Genomic DNA, 22870 nt, shown 5'->3' with positions numbered 1-22870 from the left:
CCAGGGCAATGCGGTCGGCTGTGCGTCCCTGGGACAACCTTGGTGTCGTATGGGTCCGTGCCAAGGGGAGGCAGCCAGGACCCGTGCCCGCTGACTCGGGGATCAACAAAGACCGAACGGATCCACCCCCCTCCAGGGGACACTGGCGGTGATTGCCTGGGGGGCAGACAGCCAGACGTCATTGACGCGGCGCGTCCGAGGCTTGCGCTTCCGCTGTTGCTTGACACCCTGGGGGCCACAGCCGAAAAGCCCGGCCCAGGTGGCCCGGCAGTTCCTTCCTCGGCCGCCTGGGAGCCAGGGATTGAAGCTCGCCACCCTCAAGGATGGGACCCGAGACGGACGGCTCATCGTCGTCAAGCGGGACAACTCGGCGTATGCGCTGGCCACCCACGTGGCGCTCACGCTCCAGGGCGCCCTGGATGACTGGGCCACCAAGGAGCCCCAGCTGCGCGCCCTGGCCGAGCAGCTCGAGGCGGGTGCCGTGCAGAACCGTCCGCTGGACGTCAACGCGCTGATGGCTCCGCTGCCCCGCGCTTATGAGTGGATCGACGGCAGCGCCTACATCAACCACGTCCTCCTCGTGCGCAAGGCGCGCGGCGCCGAGCCCCCGGCCACGCTGAAGACCGACCCCCTCGTGTACCAGGGCGGCTCGGGAGACCTGCTGGCGCCCACCGCGGACATCCCCCTGGCCGATGAGGCCTGGGGCCTCGACTTCGAGAGCGAGGTCTGCGTCATCCTCGGCGACACGCCCCAGGGTACGAAGGCCGCGGAGGCCGGCAGGCACATCCGGCTGGTGATGCTCGCCAACGACGTGTCCCTGCGAAACCTCATCCCCGATGAGCTGGCCAAGGGCTTCGGCTTCTTCCAGAGCAAGCCGGCCACCGCCTTCAGCCCCTTCGCGCTCACCCCGGACGAGCTGGGGCCGGCGTGGAAGGAGGGCCGGCTGCACCTGCGCCTGCGCTCCACGCTCAACGGCCAGTTGGTGGGTGACACGGACGCGGGCCCGGAGATGCACTTCTCCTTCCACGACCTCATCCAGCACATCACCAAGACGCGCAGCTACACGGCGGGCACCCTCCTGGGCAGCGGCACCGTGTCCAACGCGGACCGCGCCCGGGGCATCTCCTGCCTGGCCGAGCGGCGGATGATCGAGACCATCGAGGAGGGCAAGCCGAAGACGCCCTTCATGAAGCCGGGCGACACCATCGAAATCGAGATGCTGGATGCCCAGGGCCACAACCTCTTCGGCCGCATCTCCCAGAAGGTGGTGAAGCGATGAAGCTCTACAGCTATTGGCGCTCCTCGTGCTCGTGGCGGGTGCGTATCGCCCTGAACCTCAAGGGGCTGGCCTACTCGTACGAGGCGGTCCACCTGGTCCAGGACGGAGGCCGGCAGAACACCGAGGCCTACCGCGCCCTCAACCCCATGCGCACCGTGCCCACCCTCGAGTTCGAGGAGGGAGGCCTGGTGCGGCGGCTCTCCCAGTCCCTGGCCATCATGGAGTACCTGGAGGAGCGCTATCGCACGCCCCCTCTGCTGCCGTCCGAGCCGTTGCCGCGCGCCCGGGCCCGGATGCTGGCGGAGATGGTGAACTCGGGCATTCAGCCGCTGCAGAACCTCTCCGTGCTCCAGTTCGTGAAGGGCGAGCTGAAGGCGGACGACAAGCTCTTCGGGGCCCACTGGAACACCCGGGGCCTCACGGCGCTGGAGAGTGCCGTGAAGGAGACAGCCGGCACCTATTGCCTGGGGGACCAGGTGTCGATTGCCGACATCTGCCTGATTCCCCAGCTCTACGCGGCCCGGCGATTCGCGGTAGACCTCACGCCCTTTCCCACGCTCACGCGCATCGAAGCGGCGTGCAGCCAGCTTCCCGCCTTCCAGGCGGCACACCCCGACCGGCAGCCCGACGCGGTACCGGCCTGACGGTTACCCATCCTTAGAAGGAGTCGCACATGGCCAAGTTGGAGTCCCTGGGCATCAAGACCATCGAGAGCGTGCATTGGTACGTGCATGACCTGGAGCGCAGCCGGAACTTCTACGTGAAGGGGCTGGACTTCGCCGAGCTGGGCGTGTCCTCGCCGGAGCTGGAGAAGGCGGGCAAGCAGAAGTCGGCCGTCTTCCAGGCGGGCGACGTCGTGCTGGTGGTGAGCCAGCCGGTGGGCGAGGGCGGGCGCGCGTGGCGCTACCTGCGCAAGCACCCGGACGGGGTGGGCACCATCAACTACGAGGTGGAGGACGTCGAGAAGGCCTTCAAGCTGCTGGAGAAGCGCGACGCCACCTTCATCACCGACATCCAGCGCTTCACCGACGAGAACGGTGGCAAGCTGGCGATGTTCTCCATCACCACGCCGTTCGGTGACACCACCTTCCGCTTCATCCAGCGCGATGGGTACCGGGCGCTCTTCCCGGGCTTCCAGGCGCACGCCACGCCCGAGGGCGGCAACAACCGCTATGGCTTCGGGCGCGTCGACCACATCACCTGCAACTTCCAGACGATGAAGCCCATGCTCCTGTGGATGGAGCACGTGATGGGCTTCGAGACGTTCTGGGGCATCCAGTTCCACACCGACAACGTGGCCGAGCGGAAGATGGGCCACGGCTCGGGCCTGCGCTCCACGGTGGTGTGGGATCCGGGCAGCAAGGTGAAGTTCGCCAACAACGAGCCGCTGCGGCCCTTCTTCAAGGCCTCGCAGATCAACCTCTTCAACGAGGACCATCGGGGCGACGGCGTGCAGCACCTGGCGCTCACGGTGCAGGACATCCTCCGCTCGGTGAAGTCGCTGCGCGAGAGCTCGGGCATCCAGTTCATGCCCACGCCGGGCTCCTATTACGACGCGCTGCCCGAGCGCATCCAGCGCATGGGCATCAAGCGCATCGACGAGGACGTCAACGCACTGCGCGAGCTGGAGATCCTCATCGACGGCGACAAGGAGCACGCCTACCTCTTGCAGATCTTCATGAAGGACGCGGCCAGCCTCTACAAGGACCCGCACGCGGGCCCGTTCTTCTACGAGATCATCCAGCGCAAGGGTGACCAGGGCTTCGGCGGCGGCAACTTCCGCGCGCTCTTCGAGAGCATCGAGCGGCAGCAGAAGGCCGAAGGGCGCATCTAGCCTCGGGCTGGGCGGGCGTGGGCCGCTTCACGGCCTCGCCCGAGTCCCTGGGACAGTACTCGCAGGGAGCCGTGGACCAGGCGCCGCGCGCGGAGCTTCAGCAGGTCCGCGTGCAGGCCCAGCGGCGTGGCGAGGCGGATGTGTCCCCGCGCGTGGGCCTCGGCGATGGCCCGGCGCTGGAGCTTGCCGCTGCTCGTCTTCGGGAGCTGGCCGTAGCGAATGAACAGCACGTCCTCCTGGGACACGGTGACTCCCACCGCCTCCAGGATGGCGGCGCACACCTGCCGCTGGCTGTGGGCTCTGCGTGCCAGCACCGCGGGGTGTCTGGCTTCGGCGAGCACCACCACGCGCCCCTGGTCCTGGAACACCGCCGTCCTGCCGGTGCGGATGAAGGGGAGCCGCTCGATGGCCTGTTCGAAGTCGGCGGAGAAGTAGCTCTGCCCGTTGATCTTGATGCGGTCGCCGATGCGGCCGGTGATGAACAGCTCACCGTCCTGGACGAAGCCCAGGTCTCCCGTGGCGTAGAAGCCCTCTTCTCCACGGAGCGGGCGCTCGTCCTCGAAGTACTCGGGTGCGAGGCTGCCGCCCCGTAGCTCGATCTCTCCCAGCTCTCGCTCGTCGCACAGGCGACCGTTCTCGGCGCGCAGCCGCACGTCGAACTCCCGCAGGGGCCGCCCCACGGAGATGGCGGGCTGCCCGCTCGGGCCGGTGACGACGCGCCAGTCCTCCTCGCGTCCCATGCAAGTGACCATCAGCACTGCCTCGGCCATGCCGTAGCAGGGTTTGAACGCGCTCCGTCGCAGCCCCTGGGGCGCGAGCTGCTCCGTGAAGCGCTTCAGGTTCGGGATGTTGATGGGCTCACTGGCCAGATGCACCGTTCGCAGCGCTGACAGGTCCAGGTGCGCCAGTTCCTCCGGCTCCAGCTCGTTCAGGGTCTTCAGCGAGTAGTCGATCGCGAAGTTGGGGATGACCGAGGAGGTGATGCGGCGCTCGGACAGGGACTCCAGCCAGCCCATCGGGTCCATGAGGAAGCTCATGGGTTGGGTGAGGTAGGCGTCGCTGCCCGCGTAGAAGCACGTCATCAGCCCGATCAGTCCCATGTCGTGGAAGAGCGGCAGCCAGCTCGCCACCCGGTCCTCGGGTGTCATCCCGTCGTGGTGGACGATCATCCCCAGGTTGGCGACCAGGTTTCGCTGGGTGATGGGCACGCCTTTGGGGAACGAGGTCGAACCCGAGGAGAACTGCACGAACGCCAGCTCATCCTCGGAGGCTGTTCGCAGCCGAGCGCCTTCCACCCGCGCTCCCGCCGGGGGCAGCGGGACACGTTCCAAGGGAAGCTCCAAGCCCTTCAGGCTCGGGACATCGAGGATGCGGCTGGCGCCATAGCGCTGGGAGATCCGCTCCAGGAAGTCGCGGTAGCCCTGCCGGCCCGTGGTCGGCAGGTGGGGCTTCACCGATAAGGGCAAGGCGCCCACCTCCATCAGCCCGAAGAGGGAGAAGAGCACCCGCTCATCGGTCTCGAAGGGGAGGATGACGCGCGTCCCCCGTTGCACGCCTCGAGCCCGGAGGTGCTCCGCGCACGCCGCGACTCGGGCGGGGAACTCGGTGTAGGGGATGAAGGTGGGCGCGCTGCGGTAGTCCTCATGCAGGTACAGGCCCCGCTCGGGAGCCGCGCTCTCGAGCCGCTGGAGGAGGTCGAGCATCACGTGCCTCACGGGCGGTTCCGGGCCGAGGCCAGGAAGTCCTGGAGCGAGCGCAGGGAGCGCTCCGCCACGTCGATGAAGGCCACCTGCACGAGCGCGTCCACCGCCACCTGGGCGCTGCCGTCGATCAGGATCTGCTGCCGGAAGGAGGCGCGGTAGATCACCGACTCCTCCTCCAGCTCGTCGCTTCGCGGCGACTCGACGCGCGTGTGGACCACCACCTCTTGGGGGAGGATCTCCCTGCGGTAGCTCACCTCGATCTTGGCGACGACCGGAAGCACGCGCGCCGTGCGGCGCAGGGCATGCTGGTCCAGCCACGCCCAGCGTCCCGCCTCCAGGTACTCGAGCGCGGTCGCGTTGTTCACATGTCCCAGGCTGTCCAGATCATTGGGCCGCACGCGCAGCGTGACGGCGGATTCCTCGAAGCGCACGGTGTGTCCTCTCAGGTGGGAAGTGTTCAGGGGCCCTTCAGGGTCGAGACGATGACCACGGTCGAGACGAAGCCCCCGCTGTGGGAGATGGAGAGCTTCGCGTACCAGCCCTGGCGCTCCATGAACTCGCGCAGCACGCCATGGAAGCGAAAGTGGGGCGCGTGCCGCTCGTCGTGATGGAGCTCCGCATCGGTCCAGTACCAGCCCTCGATGGGAGGCAGGGCCTTGAACAGCGCCTCCTTGCTCGAGAAGCCCGCCGCCAGGCTCTCCACCGGGGAGGGGCTCCACTCGAAGCGGGCCGCCTCGGCCTCGGTGAAGAAGGCCCCGGGTTCCCACAGGCCCTCCAGCGGCTGGAGCTCTTCGAGGGCCTGCAGGTCATGTCCGAGTCCGATCAGCACCCGACCAACTCCAGCCACATGTCTTCGGCCTCCTGGGCCGAGGAGACGGTGATGCCAGTGATGCGCTTGAGCGCGTGGAAGATCAGCGTCTCCTTCTTCTCCACCGCGTCCGGGGCGTTCATGCCCTCGCGGTACTCGACATGATCCCACCAGTTCACGTGCGTCTCGCGCTGCTCCACGCGTTCGCGCTTGCTGCCCTGGACCTCGCCTCCCTCCCGCAGGAAGAGGTGCGCCACCGCGAAGGCTTCTTTGGCCGGGTACCGCCCGCTGTCCACCAGCCCCTTGGCGAACGCGATGAAGTAGGTCATGTGCTGGATCTCGTCCGCGCCCACCTGCTTGAGCAGCGCCTTGAGCCCTGGCTCCTGGACCATCCGCGCCGAGTGGGCGTAGTTGACCGCGGCGACGATCTCCGAGAACGCCAGCAGCGTCAGCGTGCGCAGCATGTCGTCATCCGGGAAGATCTTCCGGAACTCGATGAAGGTCTGGTCGGTGATGGGCTCCATGCCCAGCACTGTTGCCAGTTGGTTGAAGCTGGTCTCGTGGTGCGCCTCCTCCTCGTTCCAGTAGCGGCTCCACGTGCCGCACGCCTGCAGGATGGATGCGACCGTGGCATCACGCCCCTGCCACCGGCGGCACTCCGTGTCGGCCAGCCGCGCGAGCCGGTCCGCTCCCGGCTTCGTCGTCAGCTCGGCGCGTCCCGCGTTCCACACCACCAGCCGGTCCGACTCGGACACGTTCTCCAGCGTCACCGCATCGACCAGCTCCACCACGCTCCAGCGGCGGGACTCGTGCAGGCGCTGCTGCTCCCACGTGATGTCCACCAGCGTGCGGCCCTCTTCCTTGAAGGCCTGGTACAGGTCCGCGACGATCTCCGTCCTGCGCGTCTGGGGCGCCGCCGTCTTCTGGCGCGCGGGGGCTGCGTGCAGGTCCCGGACGGTCGCCGAGGCGTTCTGGGGCACCGAGCTCATGCGGCCCTCCCTTCCTGCTGCCGCTGCGCTTCCTGGAGGAAGGCTTCCAGGACCTTGGAGATCGGCGTGTCGAGCGCGAGCGCGGGCAGGCGGACTCGGATGCCGTGCTCCTTGCGCAGGGCGTTGGAGGTCCGGGCGAACGCCTCCATGAGGTCGACGCTGTTGGTCATCCGCTCCGAGCGGGTGATGATCGCCGCCAGGGTCAGGTCCGCCCCGAAGACCTCATTCGGGCTCAGGCAGGCGTGCTCGCTGAACTTCGTCTGGATGTAGGCCTTCAGCTCTTCGGCATTGAGCATGGATGTCTCTCCGTTGTTGTGTGGACGGAGGACGGTGAGGGTTCTTGTGAGCACCCGGCGGTCCGTGCGCCGGCTCTTCCTGGGAGGGCAGTCAGCCGGGCAAGCCTCCCGCCCAGGTCCGCAGGCGCTCCACGTACGCCCCTGCTTTTTCCAGGGTGGGGAAGTGGCCACAGCCCTCGAACTCCATCAGCTCCGCGTGGGGCAGGGCGTGGAGCAGGGCCCGAGGCGAGGTGTCCTCGTGGGTCCGGTCCGCCCGGCCCCACAGCAGCAGCGTGGGCTGCTGGATGGCGCCGTACTCCAGCGTTTCGGAGCGCCGCAGGGCTTGATAGGCCGAGGCGAGCTCGAAGGGGCCTCCCTCGCGAAGGGACTGGAGCGTGGGTTGGAGGTAGCGCTGACGAGTGCGCGCGTCGGTCCCCTCCGGAAGCGCCGCCGTGTACCAGTGGCGCGCGATGAAGCGCCGGCAGAGGGATACGAGCGCCTGTCCCACGCGCGGCGTGTGGATGAGGCCGCAGATGTCCGTTCCTCGGGCCCAGGTCCGCATCTGCTCCTGCGTGGACACCTGGGCGAGCACCAGTCGCTCCACGAGGTCCGGACGGAGGCGCGCGAGGCGCATCCCCGCCAGCGCTCCCAGGCAGGACATCTCGAGGACGACCTGACGCGCGGACAGGCGTTCCAGCACCTCGGTCATGATCTCCACCTGGAGCTCCAGGCTGAAGCGCGCCCCGTTGCGCAGCTCTGAGCGCCCGAACCCCGGCAGCTCGAAGCAGATGACACGGAAGCCGCGCGCCAGTTGTTCGATGACCTCGCGGTGGTGCTCGATGAGGTTCGGCGGGTCGGGGATGATGACCAACGTCCTCGCACCGTCGCCAGTCACCTGCACCCGGACGCGCGCCCGAGGCAGCTCCATGAAGAATGGCTCCATCACTCTGGTGCTCCCGGCCGCGACACGTGTACGGCGATCGAGGTGAGGGCCGGCACGCCCGCGGCCTCGCGCCGGGGCAACTGGAGCGCGTTCGCGGTGGCGGTGCGCAGCCAGGTGGAGACCTCTTCCCACCAGCCCTCCGGACAGCGCTGGGGATCGAAGAAGCCCGAGTGCCCCAGCCCGCGCAGCTTCAGCCGGTGGTGCTCGACATGGCACCAGAGGGCTGGCGCAGAGGTGTAGAAGTCGTGCAGCAGCACCTGGACGGCCCGCCTCGGCGCATAGAAGGTGTCGTCTTCGAAGCTGAGCGCGAGCAGCGGGAAGGTGCAGGCGAAGAAGCGCGCCGAGCGCGACTCGCCGGAGGGCCACAGGTAGCGCTCGTCCATTCCCCAGCGCGCATAGTCCTCGGCGATGCCACGTTCCAGGTCGTCCAGGCCCACGAAGGACAGGGGCACACGGCCGAAGAGCCTCAGGCACAGCGGGATGTACAGCCGGAAGAAGAGCAGCACCCCGTAGCGCTTCCATCCGCGCCAGTGCCGATAGCAGCCGCGCTGCGACGCGACGAGCACCACCGCGCCCAGCCGCTGGTGGTTGTCGGCGAACGGGAGGAGCTGCCCGCCGATGCTGTGCGCCACGGCCGTGAGTCGCTCGGGGTCGAACGCTTCGCAGACCCACTGGATGACGGCCGTCAGGTCCTGCTCGCCCCAGGCGCGCATGGAGGCGGTGTGCCGGGCCTCTTCCGGGAGCGCCGAGCGTCCGATGCCCCGGTAGTCGAAGGTGACCACCCGCCAGCCGTCCCGGGCCAGCCCTTCAGCGAAGGAGGCATAGCGCTCCTGCCGGGCTCCGATGGCGCACAGCAGGAGCGCCACTTCGCGCGGCGCCCTGCCTTCCTCCTGCCAGGTGGTCACGGCCAGGGAGGTGCCATCCCGGGTGACGACGGTGTGGTGCTGGCGCTGGATCATCCTCAGGCCACCTGCTCGATCATGTCCCCGACGATGGCGACGGACTCCGGAGCCTCCGCGGCCGGCACCGGCCCATGCACCGTCATGAGCCGGGGCAGGATGGGCTTGGGCTTGCGGAAGACCACCAGCGACTTCCAGACCGCCTCCCACCACCCCAGCGTGCGGTACGGGTAGCCCTGCTCCTCGCAGAAGCGCCGCAGGATGCGGCTCATCTGGGGGTAGTACACGTGGCTGTAGCCCGGGAAGAGGTGGTGTTCGATCTGGTAGTCCACCCCCGCGCAGAAGAGCCGGCCCAGGAAGCCCGTGCGGAAGTTCAGCGTCGTGGATGTCTGCAGGAAGATGTAGTCCGCCTTCCGGAAGTACTCCGCTCGGCTCTTGCCCTCCCGGTCCACGAAGGCCGCCTCCGCGGGGAAGTGGGCGGGGGCGAAGGCGATGAAGATGGCGTAGCCCAGCAGCACCACGCGCACCGCGTACAGCCCCAGCACCGCCAGCGGCCCGAAGAAGAACGCCGGAATCACCAGCCACAGCGCCACGTGTCCCAGCAGCGCGAGCGCGTCATGCACGTGCGCCTTCGTGCGGCGCGAGGAGTCCCGCAGGCAGCCGACGAGGTAGCGCACCCCGGCCTGCTGGACGTTGAGCGCGTTGAAGGCGATGGCGAAGGGGATGGCGAGCCACTGGTGCTCGAACCACCAGCGGCGCAGCCCTCGGGCCTCGGCCACATCCCGTTCGGTGATCGTGAAGGTGGGCAGCAGGTCCGCGTCGTCATCGAGCCCTATGACATTCGGGGTGGGGTGGTGGACGGCCACATGCTTCTGCCACCAGTACGTGGCCGACATGCCCAGGAAGAGCGGATAGCCGAAGTAGGTGAGCGCCCGGTTCACCCAGCGCCGCGTGGCGGTGGAGTAGTGCGAGGAGGTATGGGTGTTGGTGGAGACACCCAGCGAGCCCATCGTGGACACGAGGATGCCCAGGGCATCGAGCCACGGGCTCCGGGCCAGCACCACGAGCGCGATGCCTCCCAGCGCGAGCGTCACGTGGAGGGCGAGCTCGGCGAGCAGTCGCCCCGTGGGCTTGCGGTTCCAGCCACGAGCGATGAACTCCTGGTTCAACAGGGACAGGGGATGCACGGTGTTTTCTCCTTGGCTGGCTCAGACGCGGTGGAGCGGCATCGGCGCCGCGTAGTCCTTCATGAAGAGCACCTGGTAGACGGTGCCGTCCGACGCCAGCGGCGCCGCGACACAGCAGTGCAGGTAGTACTCCCAGAGCCGGCGGAACTCGGGGCCGTAGCGCTCCGGGGCCAGGCGGTGCTGGTTCTGCTGGAAGCGCGTGAGCCAGTGCTTCGCCGTGTAGTGGTAGTGGCGGACGATGTTCTCCACGTCCCGGATCGCCAGCCGCTGGCGCTCCAGGTGGGTGGCCACCTCCGAGAGCTTCACCTGTCCCGAGCCGGGGAAGATGTAGCGCTGGATGAACGGGTCATGCGTGTTCGACGGAGCGCTGGTGCCGATGGCATGCACCAGCCCCATGCCTCGCGGCGCCAGCACCTTGGCGATGCGGGAGAAGTAGCGCCCGTACTCCTTGCGCGGCAGGTGCTCCAGCATGCCCACGCTGACGACCTTGTCGAAGCGCCCGTCGATGGAGGCGTGGTCCCTCAGCTCGATGCGGATGCGGTCCGAGAGCCCCGCGCGGGCGATGTTCTCGTTGCCGCGCTCGCAGTGTCGCCGGCTGTTGGTGATGCCCACGCCCGTCACGCCGTAGTGGCGCGCCGCGTGGATGAGCAGGCCGCCAAAGCCGCACCCGATGTCCAGCAGGTGCTCCTGGGGCTTCAGCTCCAGCTTGCGGCAGAGCCGGTCCAGCTTGTTGTACTGGAGCGCCTCCAGCGAGTCCTCCGGCGTGAGCGCGTAGCCGCACGAGTACGTCATCGTGTCGTCGAGGAAGGACTCGAAGAGCTCGTCCCCGAGGTCGTAGTGGTGCTGGACGTAGCGCCACTGGGCACCCGAGAGCATGTTGCCCAGCTGCACGCGCAGCACCCGGAGCACCGTACGCGGGTCCCCCCGCACCTTTTGATCGATGCGGTTGCGCAGCAGCAGGGTGAGGAACTCGTGGAGCTCCCCCTGCTCGACGGAGAAGTCTCCGTCCACGTACGCCTCGCCCATGCCCAGGTTGCCCTGGCTCAGCACGCGGTTGAAGAAGCGGTCTCGGTGGATGCGCAGGGTGACCGCGGGGGGCCCCTCTCCAGCGCCCAGGGTGTGGGGCTTGTCATTGACGAGCAGCTGGAGGGAGGAGTCGGAGATGTGGCGATCGAGGATGTGGAGGAACGTGTCGCGGGCGAGGGTCATGAGAGCGGTGGGGGTTGCGTGGGGGGTTGAGAGGCGCCCAGGCGCATGCCTGGGGCCGACGGGCGGACCGCGCGTGCCTGCTGCTCCAGCCACGAGGCCATGTCCTCCCAGAGGGAGGCGCGGAAGCTCTCGCGCAGCCACTTGAAGTGGCCGATGGAGTCCACCTCCAGGTCCGCTGGGTGGAGGTGGAGGTGCTCCTTGCGCGCGCGGCGGTAGAAGCCCAGCAGGGCCTCCACGGCGGCTCGCGGCGCGAAGGTGTCGTCGGAGAAGCTGTAGGCCCGCAGCGGGCCGGAGAACTCCTCGAAGTGTGGGCGCAGCGGCACGCCGCGCTCGTCGCAGATGTAGGCCGGGTTGCGGCACCAGCGCGCCCACTCCCGTGCCACCTCGCCGGGCAGGTCCTCTCCCAGGCCGAGCCGCTTCGCGGGGAAGTAGCCGAGGAGCCGCGACGCCGCCGGCATCACCGCGTACCAGAGGCAGGCGAGCGCGTAGCGCCGGGGCCCGCTCCAGTGGCGCCAGTAGCCGCTCTGCGCGCCGACCCCGAGCATGGCGGAGACGTACTGGGCCCGGTCCGTCAGCCCGAGCAGCTGCCCGCCCGAGCTATGGCCCACCGCGAGCAGCGGACGGCGTGGGTAGCGCTCCACCAGCCAGTCCACGGCGCCGGCCAGGTCTCCGGTGCCCCACGCCTCCATGTTCGACTTCAGCGAGCGCAGGGGCTTGGGACGCGAGCCGCCGATGCCGCGATAGTCGTAGGTGAGGACGTACATTCCCCGTCCCGCGAGGAACCGGGCGAACTGCGCGTAGAGGGTCCGCTTGACGCCCGTGGCCGGGTTGATGAGCACCACGGGGCCGGTGGTCTCTTCCTCCGGCGAGAAGAGCGTCGCCGCCAGCTTGTAGCCGTCGGTGGCGGGAATCGTCAGTTGCTCGATGTGGATGTTCATGTCTCGCTGCCCTCGCGCAATGGGCCCCTGGCGTGAGGCCCTGTGTTGAAGGTGGGAGCGTGACGCCGTTGCTGCCGCCGCCCTTTTGAGAGGCTTGAGGGAATTCGGCGCGGGTGTGATGGCTCGAATCGGCTCGTGCCTGCTCTCCGAGGGGCAAGCAGCGCTCGCGTCACTTTGGAGTCGCGAGCTCTCCGTCTGCTCAGTCCACCCGATGACGAGGCGGTGAGAGATGGCCAGAGCAGGCTACGCGGTGTTCGACAGCGACATGCACTGTGTGGAACCCCCCGAGTTATGGGAGCGCTACATCGAGCCGGGGTACCAGGCGAGGGCGCCCCGGAGCTCGGAGTTCGCGTTCCGCAACGCGCTCGTCTACATGGAGCTCGAGCAGCGGCTCATGCCCTGGTTCGATCCTCGGGGGCCGGATGGGCGCCGATTGCCCGCGGTGCTCCCCTCGCCGCAGGTCCGCGCGGCCGTCCGCCAGGCTGTCGAGCAGCGGCCCGAGGCCCGCGCGCTGGAGGCCTTTCAGCAGTCCCGCTTCGCCGACTTCTCCCGGCGGGGCTGGTCCGCGCAGACGCAGCTCGAGGCGATGGAGGCCGAGGGCGTCGATATGACGGTTGTCTTCCCCACCTCGGGCCTGCTCGCGCTCGCGGTGGATGAGCTGGAGCCGGGGTTCGCCGCCGCCGTGGCGCGCGCCTACAACAACTGGCTCTATGATTATGTGAAGCACGCTCCCCGCAAGCTGCTCGGTGCGGCGATGGTGTCCCCGTTCTCCGTGGAGGACGCCGTGCGCGAGGCCCACCGGGCCGTGAAGGAGCTTGGCTTCCGGGCCCTCTTCCTTCGTCCGAACCCCGTGTGCGGTCGGCAGTGGTACGACCCCATTTATGACCCGCTCTGGGAGGCCTGCACCGAGCTGGGCGTCCCCGTGGTGTTCCATGAGGGCGTGGGCTCACACCTGCCGCAGGCGGGCAGCCAGTTCGGCAGCAACATCTTCCTGCGCCATGTGGCCTGCCACTCCATGGAGATGATGTACGCGACCATGGCCTTCTGTGGTGGCGGCGTGCTCGCCCGGCACCCCACGCTCAAGGTGGGCTTCTTCGAGGGCAACTGCGGCTGGGTGCCGTGGCTGCTCCACCGGATGGACGAGCACTGGGAGATCCAGCTCGGCGTCTCCCACAAGCAGCTTCCCGAGCCTCCGAGTCACTACTTCCGGCGGCAGTGCGTCGTCTCGGTGGAGGCGGACGAGGACTTCGTCACCCACGTCGTCGAGCACCTGGGCAGCGCCGACAACATCGTCTTCTCCACCGACTGGCCGCACCCGGACTCTCGCTACCCGCGCGCCATCGAGCGCTTCCTGCAGATTCCCCTGCCGGAGAGCGCCCGGCGGAAGATCCTCTGGGAGAACTGCGCCCGCTTCTACGGCGTGGGCGACAGCTCAGGCGAACGGTAGGGCGGCCACCTTCACCGTGGGGCCCTCCGCCAGCGTCAGCTCGGTGCCGGGCTCCAGGTGGTCCCGGTGGACGTAGCCCAGCGCCACCTGCTGCCCGGTGGCGGGAGAGCGCACCACGCTGGTGAGCCAGCCCACCTTCTTCTCGCCCTTGCGCAGCTCGGTGCCGGGCGCTGCCTTCACCTCTCCCAGGAGCAGCCCGGTCAGCTTGCGGTTCATGTGGCCGCGGAAGGTGGCGCGGGCGATGACTTCCTGCCCGATGTAGCAGCCCTTGTTGTACGAGATGGCCTGGGTGAGGTTCGCCTCCAGGGGGATGGTGGTGTCCACCATGTCCTGCCCGTAGCGCGGCACCCCTGCCTCCACCCGGAGCAGCTCCAGCGCCCCGAAGCCCAGCGGTTTCAGCCCGTGTACGCCACCCGCCTGGACGAGCGCCTTCCACACCGCCTCCAGCGCGCCCCGGGGGACGAGCACGTCCACCCCGTGCTTCTCGAACGCCGGCTGCCCCACGAGCAGCACCCCCGCGCCCGCCAGCGTGGCCTCCCGGGAGGCGTTGGCGGCCAGGGGCTCGAAGGCGGCGCCCAGCGCGGCGCCCAGCACCTCGGCCGTCCGGGGCCCGAGCAGGCGCAGCAGCGCCCACTCGCCCGTGACGTCCTGCAGCTCGGCGTCTTCGGAAATCAGGTACTTCTCCAGGAAATCCTTCACCTTGGCGAGAGTGCCTGGCTCCACGTCCAGCAGCAGATCGGCCTCGCGCTTGAGGATTCGGGCGTCGGCCACCATGGCGCCCTTGGCGGTAATCATCGCCGCGTAGGCCGCCGCGCCGGTGGGCAGCGCCTTCACCTCCTGCGTCACCATGCCGTGCAGGAAGCTGGAGCGGTCCTCCCCCGTTATCCGGAGCGTCTCGCGGTAGGAGGCGTCATGTAGGGCCACGGACGCACGGGCCGCTCGATACTCGGCCTCCGAGTCTCCATAATCGGCCGCGACTTCCCGGCCTCCCACCTCCAAGAAGTGGGCGCCTGCCTGCTCGTGAAGAAAATGCAGCGACAGCGGTTCCATGTCCGTCGCTATATAGACGCCCAGGAGTGAATGCCACGATGGATGTGAAGCACCTGTCCGCCTTCCAAGGCTTCTCGGCCGAGAAGCTCCAGAAGCACAACCTCTTCCAGTCGGGACGCTTCTTCCTGGACGTGTACTGCGTCGCTCCGGGCCAGTCCCAGAAGCCGCACAAGCACACCCTGTCCGACAAGGTGTACCTCGTCCTCGAGGGCCGTTGTCGCTTCCGCATTGGCGCCGAGGAGGAGTCCCACGGCCCCGGCGCCGCCGTTTTTGCTCCCGCTGGCGTGGAGCACGGTATGACCAATGAGGGGCCGGACAACGCCCGGCTCCTCGTCCTGATGACCCCCCCTCCGGAGCACGCATGAGCAAGAAGGCCAACCCGCCCCCTCCCGTTCCCTTCCGCGGAGCCGTGGCATTGCTGGTCCTGGGCCTCGCGGAGAGCGCGCTCGCCCTGTTTCAGTGGCGTGAGTTGCTCACGCTGCGCGGTGGCGGCACCACCGTGTGTGGCGTCTCCCAGACGATCAACTGTGAGACGGTGTGGAACACCTCCTTCGCCAGCCGCGTGCATGAGACGCTGGGCATCCCCGTGGCGGGCCTGGGCCTGCTGTGGGGCCTGGTGGCCACGGGGCTCGCGGGCCTGTACCTGGCCTGGCGCAGCTCGGGCCACACCGTGCGGCCCGCCACCAATGGCTTGCGGCTGACGGCCGCCGCGGGTGTGCTGTCCACCGTGGTGTTCGCCGCGGTGAGTGCTTCCACCGGCGCCCTGTGCCCCACGTGCCTGGGCACCTACGGGCTGGTGCTGGCCTTCGCGGCGGTGGCCTGGCGTGGACTGCCGGGTCCGGTGGTGCCCCTGGCCGGTGAGTGGGGCCGCGCGCTGAAGTGGACCGTGGGCTTCGCGGTGGCCGGCTTCGTGGCGCTGCTCGGGCCGGGGCGCGCGACTCCGAAGCTCACCCCCGCCGAGGAGGCGCTGCCGCAGCTCACCGCCGATGCCGGCTCGCTGGAGGCCTACCTGCGCGGGTTGGATCCGCGCGAGCAGCAGATGGCCGCCTCCGCGCTGGCGCAGTACCGCCACGACCAGCCGCTGCCGGCCCGCGCCCCCGCGCGCCGCCGCTTTGGCTCGGCCGAGGCGCCGGTGAAGGTCGTCGAGTGGACCGACAGCAAGTGCCCCCACTGCAAGATGCTGGTGGAGGCCGTGGCCGCGCTGAAGAAGCGCCTGCCCGAGGGGAAGCTGTCCCTGGAGGCCCGGCAGTATCCGCTGGATGGGGCGTGCAACCCCTCCATCCCGCCGCAGCACACGGACGTCACGGGCACGCGGTGCGTCGCCGCCAAGGCGCAGATCTGCCTGGAGAACGCCCCCGACTTCTGGGAGCTGCGCGAGAAGCTGTTCCAGGCCCAGGCCGGGCTGAACGCGCAGAAGGTGATGGAGATCGCCTCCTCGGGCTCGATGAACCGCTCGCAGCTCGAGGCTTGCGTGAACAGCCCCGACACGGCGGTGCGTATCCAGGAGGATGTCTCCTACGCCCAGCAGCATGACATCCACGGCACGCCGCTGGTGGTGGTGAACGGGCGCGAGGTTCCTCCCAGCGTCCCGTTCCTCTACGTGCTGGCGATGGTGGACGGGGACGCGAACGCGCCCGCCTTCAAGGTGCTGCCTCCCGCCCCCCCGGTGCAGGCTCACGCGCACTGATGGGCAAGAAAGACAAGAAGCCGGAGGAGGCCGCCCCCGCGGCCCCTTTCCACAACCCGTTCGCGGCGCTGGCTGGCAAGCGTGAGGAGCTGCCCTCGGCGCCCGCGCCCGTGGCGGCTCCTCGGAAGGTGGAGGAGCGCAAGGGGCCCGCGCGCGCGGTGGTGCGGATGGAGCGCAAGGGGCGGGGCGGCAAGGAAGTGACGGTGGTGGAGCAGCTGGAGCTCAAGCCCTCGGAGCGGGAGGTGTGGCTCAAGGCGCTCAAGGGCTCGCTGGGCTGTGGCGGAGTGGTGGAAGAGGACGCGCTGGTGCTGCAGGGTGACCACCGAGACCGGCTGCCCGCGCTGCTGGAGGCACGCGGCGTCCGGAAGGTCATCGTGGGCTGACGGCAGTACCCGCCAGGTGGTTGGCAGGGCCCGGACAGGCGGGCCATGCTGGTGCCATGGGGGAGAGTCTTTTCCACATCACCGTGCTGTCCAACCTGGCGCGCGCCTTCGACAAGTACGCGCTGAGCTACTCGAAGGCCCGCATCCCCGAGAGCACCTTCCCGGACCGCTTCTTCCTCCTTCGGCGGGAGGAACTCGACATCGGCGTCCGCAAGGCCGGAAAGCTGCTGGAGCGGCTGGCACTTCCGGGAGATCAGCTCATCGCGCTGGAGACCCAGGTTCCCACCGAAGAGCTGATGCCCAATGAGCGCACCGGGTTGGGGCGCTTCGTTCCCCGGCCGGAGATCCGGCTCACCGCGGTGCATGGCATCGAGGCGGATGGTTCGCTCACCGCGTGGGACCTGGAGGCGGCCCTGGCGCGCTCGCTCCGAGTGCTCCACCCCACGCTGATGCCCTATGAGGGGCTCAAGCCGCGCTCCATCTCGTTTCTGCCCATCGCTCGCGGGTGCCAGGCGGACTGCGCGTTCTGTTTCTCCGAGGCCTCCATCTCGGCGGACCAGGCGCAGGCCGCGCTCTCCCCCGAGGTGGTGGAGGGCCTGTTGGATCAGGCGCTCGCCCGGGGCGCCGAGCGCGCCGTCATCACCGGCGGTGGCGAGCCCGGGCTGCTGCCCCTGCCGCGTCTGGTGGAGCTGGTGCGCGCCTGCGCCGAGCGTTTCCCCCGGAAGGTGGTGCTCATCTCCAATGGTGTCTTCCTCTCGCGGCTGGAGAGCGAGGCCCGGAGCAGCGCGCTGGCTCGACTCGAGGAAGCCGGGCTGACGGTGCTCTCCCTGTCCCGACACCATGCCGAGCCCGCGCGGAACGCGGCCCTCATGCGGCTGGACACCGGGACGGAGCGGGTGCTGGAGAGCTTCCGCACCGGCGGCTTCCGCGTCCTGAAGCCTCGCCTCATCGCGGTGCTCCAGCGGGGCGGGCTGGACTCGGCGGAGAGCTTCTCGGCCTACCTGGAGTGGGCTGCCGCCCAGGGCGTGGAGGAGGTGACGTGGAAGGAGCTCTACGTCTCCACCTCGGAGGAGTCCGTGTACCACTCGCGGCCGTCCAACCGCTGGAGCCGGGAGCATCAGGTGCCGCTTGCCCTGGCCACTGACTGGCTGGAGGCGCAGGGCTGGGCGCGCGTGGCGGCGCTGCCCTGGGGCTCGCCGGTGTACGAGGGCGAGGTGGGCGGACGCTGGATGCGCGTGGCCACCTATACCGAGCCGAGCCTCTTCTGGGAGCGCACCCAGGGGCTGGCGCGAAGCTGGAACGTGCTCGCCGATGGGGCCTGCTATGCCTCGCTCGAGGACCGTCACAGCCGATTGGAGCTGGCATGAACTTCGAGGCTTACAAGCGCTTCTGCAAGGAGCTGCTGGCCAGTGAGCGCGGCTCACGGCTGGTGCGGCTCGACTGCATGAATCCCCCGAAGGCGCTCTCGGCCCTGGCGCCGAAGCTCCCCGAGTCGCCGCCGGTGCGCGAGGCGCGGGAGCTGGAGCGCGCGTGGCGAGAGGCGTTCGGCCTGCCCTCCACTGGGACCGAGGCCCAGGTCCTCTTCGGGCGCGGGGTGCGCGACCTGCTGCGCCTGCTGGTCCAGCACTTCGCCCGAGAGGGGCGGGTGCTGCATGCGCCTTCGGACGTCTATCCCGTGTACCTCGTGCTCGCGGCGGAGGCAGGGCTGCCCGTGCAGCCGTTCCCCACGTGCCCAGCCCCCATGCTGCCTGCGCAGGCTCCCGGCGCCGCGCCGGAAGTCATGCTCCTGCCCGAGCCCCTCGTGCCCCTGGGCCGTGTCCTCTCGGAGGCGGAGACGCGGGCACTGGAAGCCTGGTTGGGCGCGGACCCCCGGCGACTGCTGGTCCTCGATGCCGTGTACACCTTCGCGCCGCGCTTCACCGCTGCGACGGAGCAGCTGCTGCGGACGGGGCAGGCGCTGCTGGTGCATTCGCTGGCCAAGGGACACCTCACGCCGGACCTGGCGGGCTTCGCCCTCGTTCCGGGCGCGGTGGCGCGGGGCCTGGAAGGAGGGCAGGTGCCACCGCTCGATCCCCTCGCCTTGCGCCAGGCCTGCTTCCTCCTGGAGCACCACCGCGAGCTGCCCGCACGCGTCCAGGCCCGCTTCGATGAGCAGTGGGGCAGGGTGCGCGAGGCGCTCGGCTCGCCGCCATTCGAGCTTCCGAGGACTGGGTACTTCAGCACGTCCCCGCTGAGCTTCGAGGCGCTCCTGGAGCGCGGCTGGCTGGCCGTGCCCGGCTCGGTGTTCGGCCCTCCAGAGGCGCGCTGGAGCGCGGTGACCTGCCTGCTGGGGTGAGGGGCTCGGTCCGGAGGGGCTTTGGACAAACCTGTCCGACATCAGACAGGTTTGGAAAGAGCGCCGGTCAGGCGTGCGCGGCGACGAGCTTGTTGATGTCCTCGTTCTCGAGCACGCGCTTGGGCGCTCCTTGCTTCGCGGCCTGGAGCATCGCGCGTCCCAACTGCTCGGTGGTCGTCACGTGCTTCGGGAAGAGCCGCTTCCAGACGGGGTAGAGCGGCGCTGCCGCCACGAAGAGGACCCGGTACAGCTTCGTCCGCGAGTTGATTCCGTGCAGCGGCTGGATGTACGCGGGGCGGAACATGTACGCCGCCTTGAAGGGAAGCTGGAGCAGGGCGTTCTCGGTCTCGCCCTTCACCCGCGCCCACATGGTGCGGCTGCGCCCGGTGCTGTCGGCGCCCATCCCCGAGATGAAGATGAAGGTCATTCCCGGGTTGAGCCGGACCAGCGTCTCCGCCGCCGCCAGCGCCATCCCGTACGTCACGCGCCGGTAGTCCTCCTCCGACATGCCCGCCGAGGAGACTCCCAGGCAGAAGAAGCATGTGTCGTAGCCCGTCAGTGCCTCCTCCACGCCGGAGAAGTTCGACAGGTCCTTGTGGACCAGCTCGCGGAGCTTCGCGTGCTGCTGCCCCGTCGCGCTGCGCCCGACCGTGAGCACCTGCTCCACATCGGGATCCAGCAGGCACTCGCGCAGGGCTCCCTGTCCGACCATGCCCGTCGCGCCAAAGAGAATGACCTTCATGTCATGAGCCTCGTCAATTCACCTGGGTGGAGACGATGGGATCCTGCGCCCCGGTCTTCCAGGCCAGGTCCGGCCACCAGCGCTCGGCCGCGGGCGGTGCGCCCGGCTCGATGCTCTGGCCCGGCTTCGGCACGATCGCCGTCTGCCCCGACTGTCCGGCGGCCGCCAGCACCCGCTCGATCGGCTCGGTCCAGCCATGTGCCGCGAGGGTGAACAGCCCCCAATGCACCGGCACCAGGACGCGGCCTCGGACCATCTCGTGGGCCCGTACCGCCTGCTCGGGCCCGATGTGCCAGTCGGGCCATGCGCTGTTGTACTGGCCCACTTCAATCATCGTCACGTCGAAGGGCCCCAGCTTCTCGCCAATGTCCTTCATCGCCGGGAACAGCCCCGTATCGCCCGAGAAGTACACGCGGTGCTTGGGCCCCGCGAACGCGTAGCCCGCCCACAGCGTCGCGTCCTTGTCGATTCCCGTCCGCCCCGACGCGTGGCGCGCGGGTGTGCAGGTCACCTCGATGCTCCCCACTTTCGTCTGTTGCCACCAGTCGAGCTCGACGATGCGCGCCTCGGGGATTCCCCAGGACTCCAGATGGGCACCGACTCCGAGCGGCACGATGAAGGTGGTCTTCCAGTCCTTCATCGCCTTGAGGGTCGGGTAGTCCAGGTGGTCGTAGTGGTCGTGGGAGATGGCGACGGCATCGATTTCAGGCAGCTCCGCGAGGGGAATCGGCGGGGCATACCAGCGCTTCGGGCCCACCCAGCTCAGCGGCGAGGCGCGGTCGCCCCACACCGGATCCGTGAGGATTCGGTGGCCGTCGATCTCCAGCAACACCGAGGAGTGCCCCAGCCACGTGACACGCAAGCCGGTGGCGGGCGGCGTCTCGAACCGCTCGCGGCCTCCGGGCATCGTGGGCACCGGCTGCCCCACCGGGCTCACGTAGGGGCTGGCGTCGGACATGCCCGTGATGGAACGCCAGAAGTCGTTCACCAGCGGCTGCGGGTTCTCGAAGTGTCCCTCCTTCCACTGCGGAGAGCGCTCCATTCGCGTGCGCCTCGCGCCTTCGGCCTTCCCTCCCATCGCCGGCCACGCGCTGGCGAGAATCCCCACCACGGCGATGACCATCAGCGCCCCGGCCCACAGGGCCACACGGGCAATGCCGCTGCGTAACGTCTTGCTCTTCACCAGGGCTCTCCAGACAGGCGCATCCTCGCCGGGGTTACAAATTGACAAATTGGGTATTTTTTGTCAATTTGTCCTCATGTTGGATGCGAAGGGCGAAGAGCGCGATGCGATGCGTCGGGTGGCAATCCTCGAGGCCGCGCGAGACTGTTTCCTCCAGTTTGGCTACGCGAAGACCTCGCTCGACGACATCGCCAAGCGGGCCAACATCTCGCGACCGCTCATCTACCGGAAGTTCAAGAACAAGGAGGACATCTTCTCCGCGCTCTTCGAGTTCATCTTCGAGGGGCGCTATCCCAAGGTCGAGCAGGTGCTGGCCACGCCCGGCGGCAAGCGGGACAAGCTGATGCAGGTGTACGAGCTGCTACTCCTGGAGCCGTGGGACCAGCTGGTAGGCGCGCCGATGGCGAGCGAGTTCTACGAGGCATGCGCGCGGCTGCTCCCGGAGGTCGAGGCGAAGCACGAGCGGCTCCGGCTCAAGTACACCCAGGCGATCCTCGAGACCAAGGAGCTCTCCGAGCTCTTCATGCTCGCCGTCGACGGGCTCCAGTCCGACGTGCCGGCGACGCGCGTGTTGCGCCGGCGCGTTCAGCTCCTCATCGAGCGCTTCGTGCCGTGACGCGGGCTTCGGCCGCACCCGCCACGACCGGGGGAGGGACTTCCTCCCGGGCCCAGAGCGCCAGGGCCGCACGGGTACACCTGCCGCTCCCACGTCCCTCGTACCCGGCCACCACCCGGTACTCCACCACGTCCTGCTCCGGCGTCGCTCCCGGCTGCTCGTCCACCACCTGGCGGATGGCCCACCGCGCATCCGCGCGGCCATTGGCGTAGCACCCACCCAGCCGGATCTGCGTCGGGGACAAGTGCGTTCCCCCGGCGTGGTGCTGGGCCATGGCGTAGAGCTCCGCCAGTTCCTCCTCCGTCACTTCGAGCAATGGCCCCATCTGCCGCAGCGCGAAGGTCAGGTGCTCCTGGGAGATGGCCGGCGCTTCGGGGCGAGGCGGCGGAGCGCGCCGGGCCCAGGCGACCGGGTAGCGCCTCCACGCGAACGGGGCGTTCACCGCCACCGCCACCACGAGGATGATCACCGCGTTGAGCAGCACGGGCGTGAACACGTACTGGTAGCCCAGCTCCTGCAGCGCGGGCCCTCCGAGCACCGCCGTCAGCGCGGTCGCTCCCCCGGGCGGGTGGATGCACCGGGCGTAGTACATCACCCCGATGGCCAGCCCGACCGCCGCGGGCGCGGCGATGCGCGGGTCGGAGATAAACCGGCAGCACGTGACGCCGGCGACGGCGGACAGCAGGTGGCCTCCGAAGACCGGCCAGGGCTGGGAGAGCGGTCCATGCGGAGCGGCGAACAGCAGCACGGCCGACGCTCCCATGGAGGCGACGACCAGGCTCGCGGAGGTCGGGCCCACGAAGTAGGCGCTGACGAGCAGGACCAGGAGGATGCCGACGAATCCGCCGGCGGCGGAGATGAGCTTCTCCGGGTGTTGGCTACGGGTCACCCAATAGATAGACCATGCGGGACCCTACCTTGTCGATAGGGCCACCCTCTGGGGCAGCCCGCGTGAACCCGGGGTTTGCTTGTGGAGGGAATATGACTCTGGGTAAAATGCGAATAGCGCGCGAGCGCCGTTGGAGCTGAACCCCATACCCAGGAGTCTTGTCCCCATGCGAATCCCCTCTCTGCTGGTTGCCTTCATCACGGGCCTCACCCTCGCTGTCACGGGGTGCGGCGGCACGTACGCGCCCGAGGAGGCCCCGGCGTCCGAGACCGTCCTCGTGGACGAGCAGGCGCAGCAGAGCAGCTCCGAGGAGAACGTCTCCGCGCAGGCCATCTGTGCGCGCAAGTGGACCTGCGACTGGGGCACGTACTACAGCACGGCGTCGGCGTGCTCCACCGCCTGTGGTGGCAACACCTGCTACCTCGACTACGACTGTAACGGCCGCTGCGTCTGCCCGTAGTCCTCGCGCGATGG

The 22870-nt window shown here is 68.9% G+C and carries 25 protein-coding genes; 11 read left to right on the top strand and 14 right to left on the bottom strand.

The window, feature by feature from the left end:
• The first annotated feature begins 301 nt into the window (after positions 1–301).
• The 3 genes from SYV04_RS12610 to hppD are packed head-to-tail and all read left to right on the top strand — an operon-like array spanning position 302 to position 3113.
• The gene (locus SYV04_RS12610) at positions 302–1279 is read left to right on the top strand and encodes a fumarylacetoacetate hydrolase family protein (RefSeq protein ID WP_321545972.1); all 978 of its coding nucleotides are present in this window, start codon (positions 302–304) and stop codon (positions 1277–1279) included.
• On the top strand, positions 1276–1923 hold the full coding sequence (gene maiA / locus SYV04_RS12605) for a maleylacetoacetate isomerase (protein WP_321545971.1): 648 nt from the start codon (positions 1276–1278) through the stop codon (positions 1921–1923). Before SYV04_RS12610 ends, maiA begins: the two co-directional genes overlap by 4 nt.
• A 29-nt stretch (positions 1924–1952) precedes the next feature.
• Complete coding sequence (gene hppD / locus SYV04_RS12600; protein ID WP_321545970.1) at positions 1953–3113, top strand: 4-hydroxyphenylpyruvate dioxygenase; 1161 nt, start codon at positions 1953–1955, stop codon at positions 3111–3113.
• Here hppD and SYV04_RS12595 read toward each other — a convergent pair.
• From SYV04_RS12595 to SYV04_RS12550, 10 genes are all read right to left on the bottom strand, one after another.
• Positions 3110–4816 carry an AMP-binding protein gene (locus tag SYV04_RS12595; RefSeq protein ID WP_321545969.1) on the bottom strand — a complete coding sequence of 569 codons (1707 nt, stop codon included), beginning with the start codon at positions 4814–4816 and terminating at the stop codon, positions 3110–3112. The two genes, hppD and SYV04_RS12595, sit on opposite strands and share 4 nt — an antisense overlap.
• A gap of 8 nt (positions 4817–4824) precedes the next feature.
• Positions 4825–5247 (bottom strand): acyl-CoA thioesterase, encoded by a 423-nt coding sequence (locus tag SYV04_RS12590; RefSeq protein WP_321545968.1) that lies wholly within the window; start codon positions 5245–5247, stop codon positions 4825–4827.
• Between the two features lie 26 nt (positions 5248–5273).
• Entirely contained in the window at positions 5274–5645 is a 372-nt protein-coding gene (locus SYV04_RS12585) for a holo-ACP synthase (protein ID WP_321545967.1), read from the bottom strand.
• Positions 5639–6613, bottom strand: a complete 975-nt coding sequence (locus SYV04_RS12580) for a ferritin-like domain-containing protein (protein ID WP_321545966.1) — start codon at positions 6611–6613, stop codon at positions 5639–5641. Before SYV04_RS12580 ends, SYV04_RS12585 begins: the two co-directional genes overlap by 7 nt.
• Complete coding sequence (locus tag SYV04_RS12575; RefSeq protein WP_321545965.1) at positions 6610–6909, bottom strand: hypothetical protein; 300 nt, start codon at positions 6907–6909, stop codon at positions 6610–6612. Before SYV04_RS12575 ends, SYV04_RS12580 begins: the two co-directional genes overlap by 4 nt.
• A 91-nt stretch (positions 6910–7000) precedes the next feature.
• Positions 7001–7831 carry an alpha/beta fold hydrolase gene (locus SYV04_RS12570; protein ID WP_321545964.1) on the bottom strand — a complete coding sequence of 277 codons (831 nt, stop codon included), beginning with the start codon at positions 7829–7831 and terminating at the stop codon, positions 7001–7003.
• The gene (locus tag SYV04_RS12565) at positions 7831–8790 is read right to left on the bottom strand and encodes an alpha/beta hydrolase family protein (RefSeq protein ID WP_321545963.1); all 960 of its coding nucleotides are present in this window, start codon (positions 8788–8790) and stop codon (positions 7831–7833) included. The genes SYV04_RS12570 and SYV04_RS12565 overlap by 1 nt, the downstream gene beginning before the upstream one ends.
• A 2-nt stretch (positions 8791–8792) precedes the next feature.
• Entirely contained in the window at positions 8793–9917 is a 1125-nt protein-coding gene (locus SYV04_RS12560) for a fatty acid desaturase family protein (RefSeq protein ID WP_321545962.1), read from the bottom strand.
• A gap of 21 nt (positions 9918–9938) precedes the next feature.
• The gene (locus SYV04_RS12555) at positions 9939–11126 is read right to left on the bottom strand and encodes a class I SAM-dependent methyltransferase (protein WP_321545961.1); all 1188 of its coding nucleotides are present in this window, start codon (positions 11124–11126) and stop codon (positions 9939–9941) included.
• Positions 11123–12064: an alpha/beta hydrolase family protein gene (locus SYV04_RS12550; RefSeq protein ID WP_321545960.1), complete on the bottom strand. Its 942-nt coding sequence runs from the start codon at positions 12062–12064 to the stop codon at positions 11123–11125. Before SYV04_RS12550 ends, SYV04_RS12555 begins: the two co-directional genes overlap by 4 nt.
• A 229-nt stretch (positions 12065–12293) precedes the next feature.
• Between SYV04_RS12550 and SYV04_RS12545 the strand changes: the two genes are divergently transcribed.
• Positions 12294–13511: an amidohydrolase family protein gene (locus SYV04_RS12545; RefSeq protein WP_321545959.1), complete on the top strand. Its 1218-nt coding sequence runs from the start codon at positions 12294–12296 to the stop codon at positions 13509–13511.
• On the opposite strand, the gene ygfZ is transcribed toward SYV04_RS12545, so the two are convergent.
• Entirely contained in the window at positions 13497–14561 is a 1065-nt protein-coding gene (gene ygfZ, locus SYV04_RS12540; RefSeq protein WP_321545958.1) for a CAF17-like 4Fe-4S cluster assembly/insertion protein YgfZ, read from the bottom strand. The two genes, SYV04_RS12545 and ygfZ, sit on opposite strands and share 15 nt — an antisense overlap.
• A gap of 38 nt (positions 14562–14599) precedes the next feature.
• On the opposite strand from ygfZ, the gene SYV04_RS12535 reads away from it, so the two are divergent.
• The 5 genes from SYV04_RS12535 to SYV04_RS12515 are packed head-to-tail and all read left to right on the top strand — an operon-like array spanning position 14600 to position 18966.
• On the top strand, positions 14600–14926 hold the full coding sequence (locus SYV04_RS12535; RefSeq protein ID WP_321545957.1) for a cupin domain-containing protein: 327 nt from the start codon (positions 14600–14602) through the stop codon (positions 14924–14926).
• Positions 14923–16248, top strand: coding sequence for a vitamin K epoxide reductase/DsbA family protein (locus tag SYV04_RS12530; protein ID WP_321545956.1), 1326 nt, complete (start codon positions 14923–14925; stop codon positions 16246–16248). The genes SYV04_RS12535 and SYV04_RS12530 overlap by 4 nt, the downstream gene beginning before the upstream one ends.
• Entirely contained in the window at positions 16248–16631 is a 384-nt protein-coding gene (locus tag SYV04_RS12525) for a translation initiation factor (RefSeq protein ID WP_321545955.1), read from the top strand. Before SYV04_RS12530 ends, SYV04_RS12525 begins: the two co-directional genes overlap by 1 nt.
• Positions 16632–16687: 56 nt before the next feature.
• Entirely contained in the window at positions 16688–17998 is a 1311-nt protein-coding gene (locus SYV04_RS12520) for a radical SAM protein (RefSeq protein WP_321545954.1), read from the top strand.
• Entirely contained in the window at positions 17995–18966 is a 972-nt protein-coding gene (locus tag SYV04_RS12515) for a PLP-dependent aminotransferase family protein (RefSeq protein WP_321545953.1), read from the top strand. The genes SYV04_RS12520 and SYV04_RS12515 overlap by 4 nt, the downstream gene beginning before the upstream one ends.
• A 67-nt stretch (positions 18967–19033) precedes the next feature.
• On the opposite strand, the gene SYV04_RS12510 is transcribed toward SYV04_RS12515, so the two are convergent.
• Together SYV04_RS12510 and SYV04_RS12505 are read right to left on the bottom strand one after the other, a co-directional pair.
• Positions 19034–19708 (bottom strand): NAD-dependent epimerase/dehydratase family protein, encoded by a 675-nt coding sequence (locus SYV04_RS12510; RefSeq protein ID WP_321545952.1) that lies wholly within the window; start codon positions 19706–19708, stop codon positions 19034–19036.
• A gap of 13 nt (positions 19709–19721) precedes the next feature.
• Positions 19722–20831 carry an MBL fold metallo-hydrolase gene (locus SYV04_RS12505; protein WP_321546546.1) on the bottom strand — a complete coding sequence of 370 codons (1110 nt, stop codon included), beginning with the start codon at positions 20829–20831 and terminating at the stop codon, positions 19722–19724.
• Between the two features lie 169 nt (positions 20832–21000).
• Here SYV04_RS12505 and SYV04_RS12500 point away from each other — a divergent pair, with 169 nt between their 5' ends.
• Positions 21001–21507 (top strand): TetR/AcrR family transcriptional regulator, encoded by a 507-nt coding sequence (locus SYV04_RS12500; RefSeq protein WP_321545951.1) that lies wholly within the window; start codon positions 21001–21003, stop codon positions 21505–21507.
• Here the strand turns inward: SYV04_RS12500 and SYV04_RS12495 are convergent.
• Positions 21485–22396: an HPP family protein gene (locus SYV04_RS12495; RefSeq protein ID WP_321545950.1), complete on the bottom strand. Its 912-nt coding sequence runs from the start codon at positions 22394–22396 to the stop codon at positions 21485–21487. The genes SYV04_RS12500 and SYV04_RS12495 overlap by 23 nt on opposite strands.
• Positions 22397–22562: 166 nt before the next feature.
• Between SYV04_RS12495 and SYV04_RS12490 the strand changes: the two genes are divergently transcribed.
• Positions 22563–22856, top strand: coding sequence for a hypothetical protein (locus SYV04_RS12490; RefSeq protein WP_321545949.1), 294 nt, complete (start codon positions 22563–22565; stop codon positions 22854–22856).
• Positions 22857–22870 lie beyond the last annotated feature (14 nt).

Source organism: Hyalangium ruber (genome assembly GCF_034259325.1).
Lineage (GTDB): Bacteria > Myxococcota > Myxococcia > Myxococcales > Myxococcaceae > Hyalangium_A > Hyalangium_A rubrum.
Note: the sequence above shows the minus strand (reverse complement) of the source record. Positions and strands in the feature narration are given on the sequence as shown.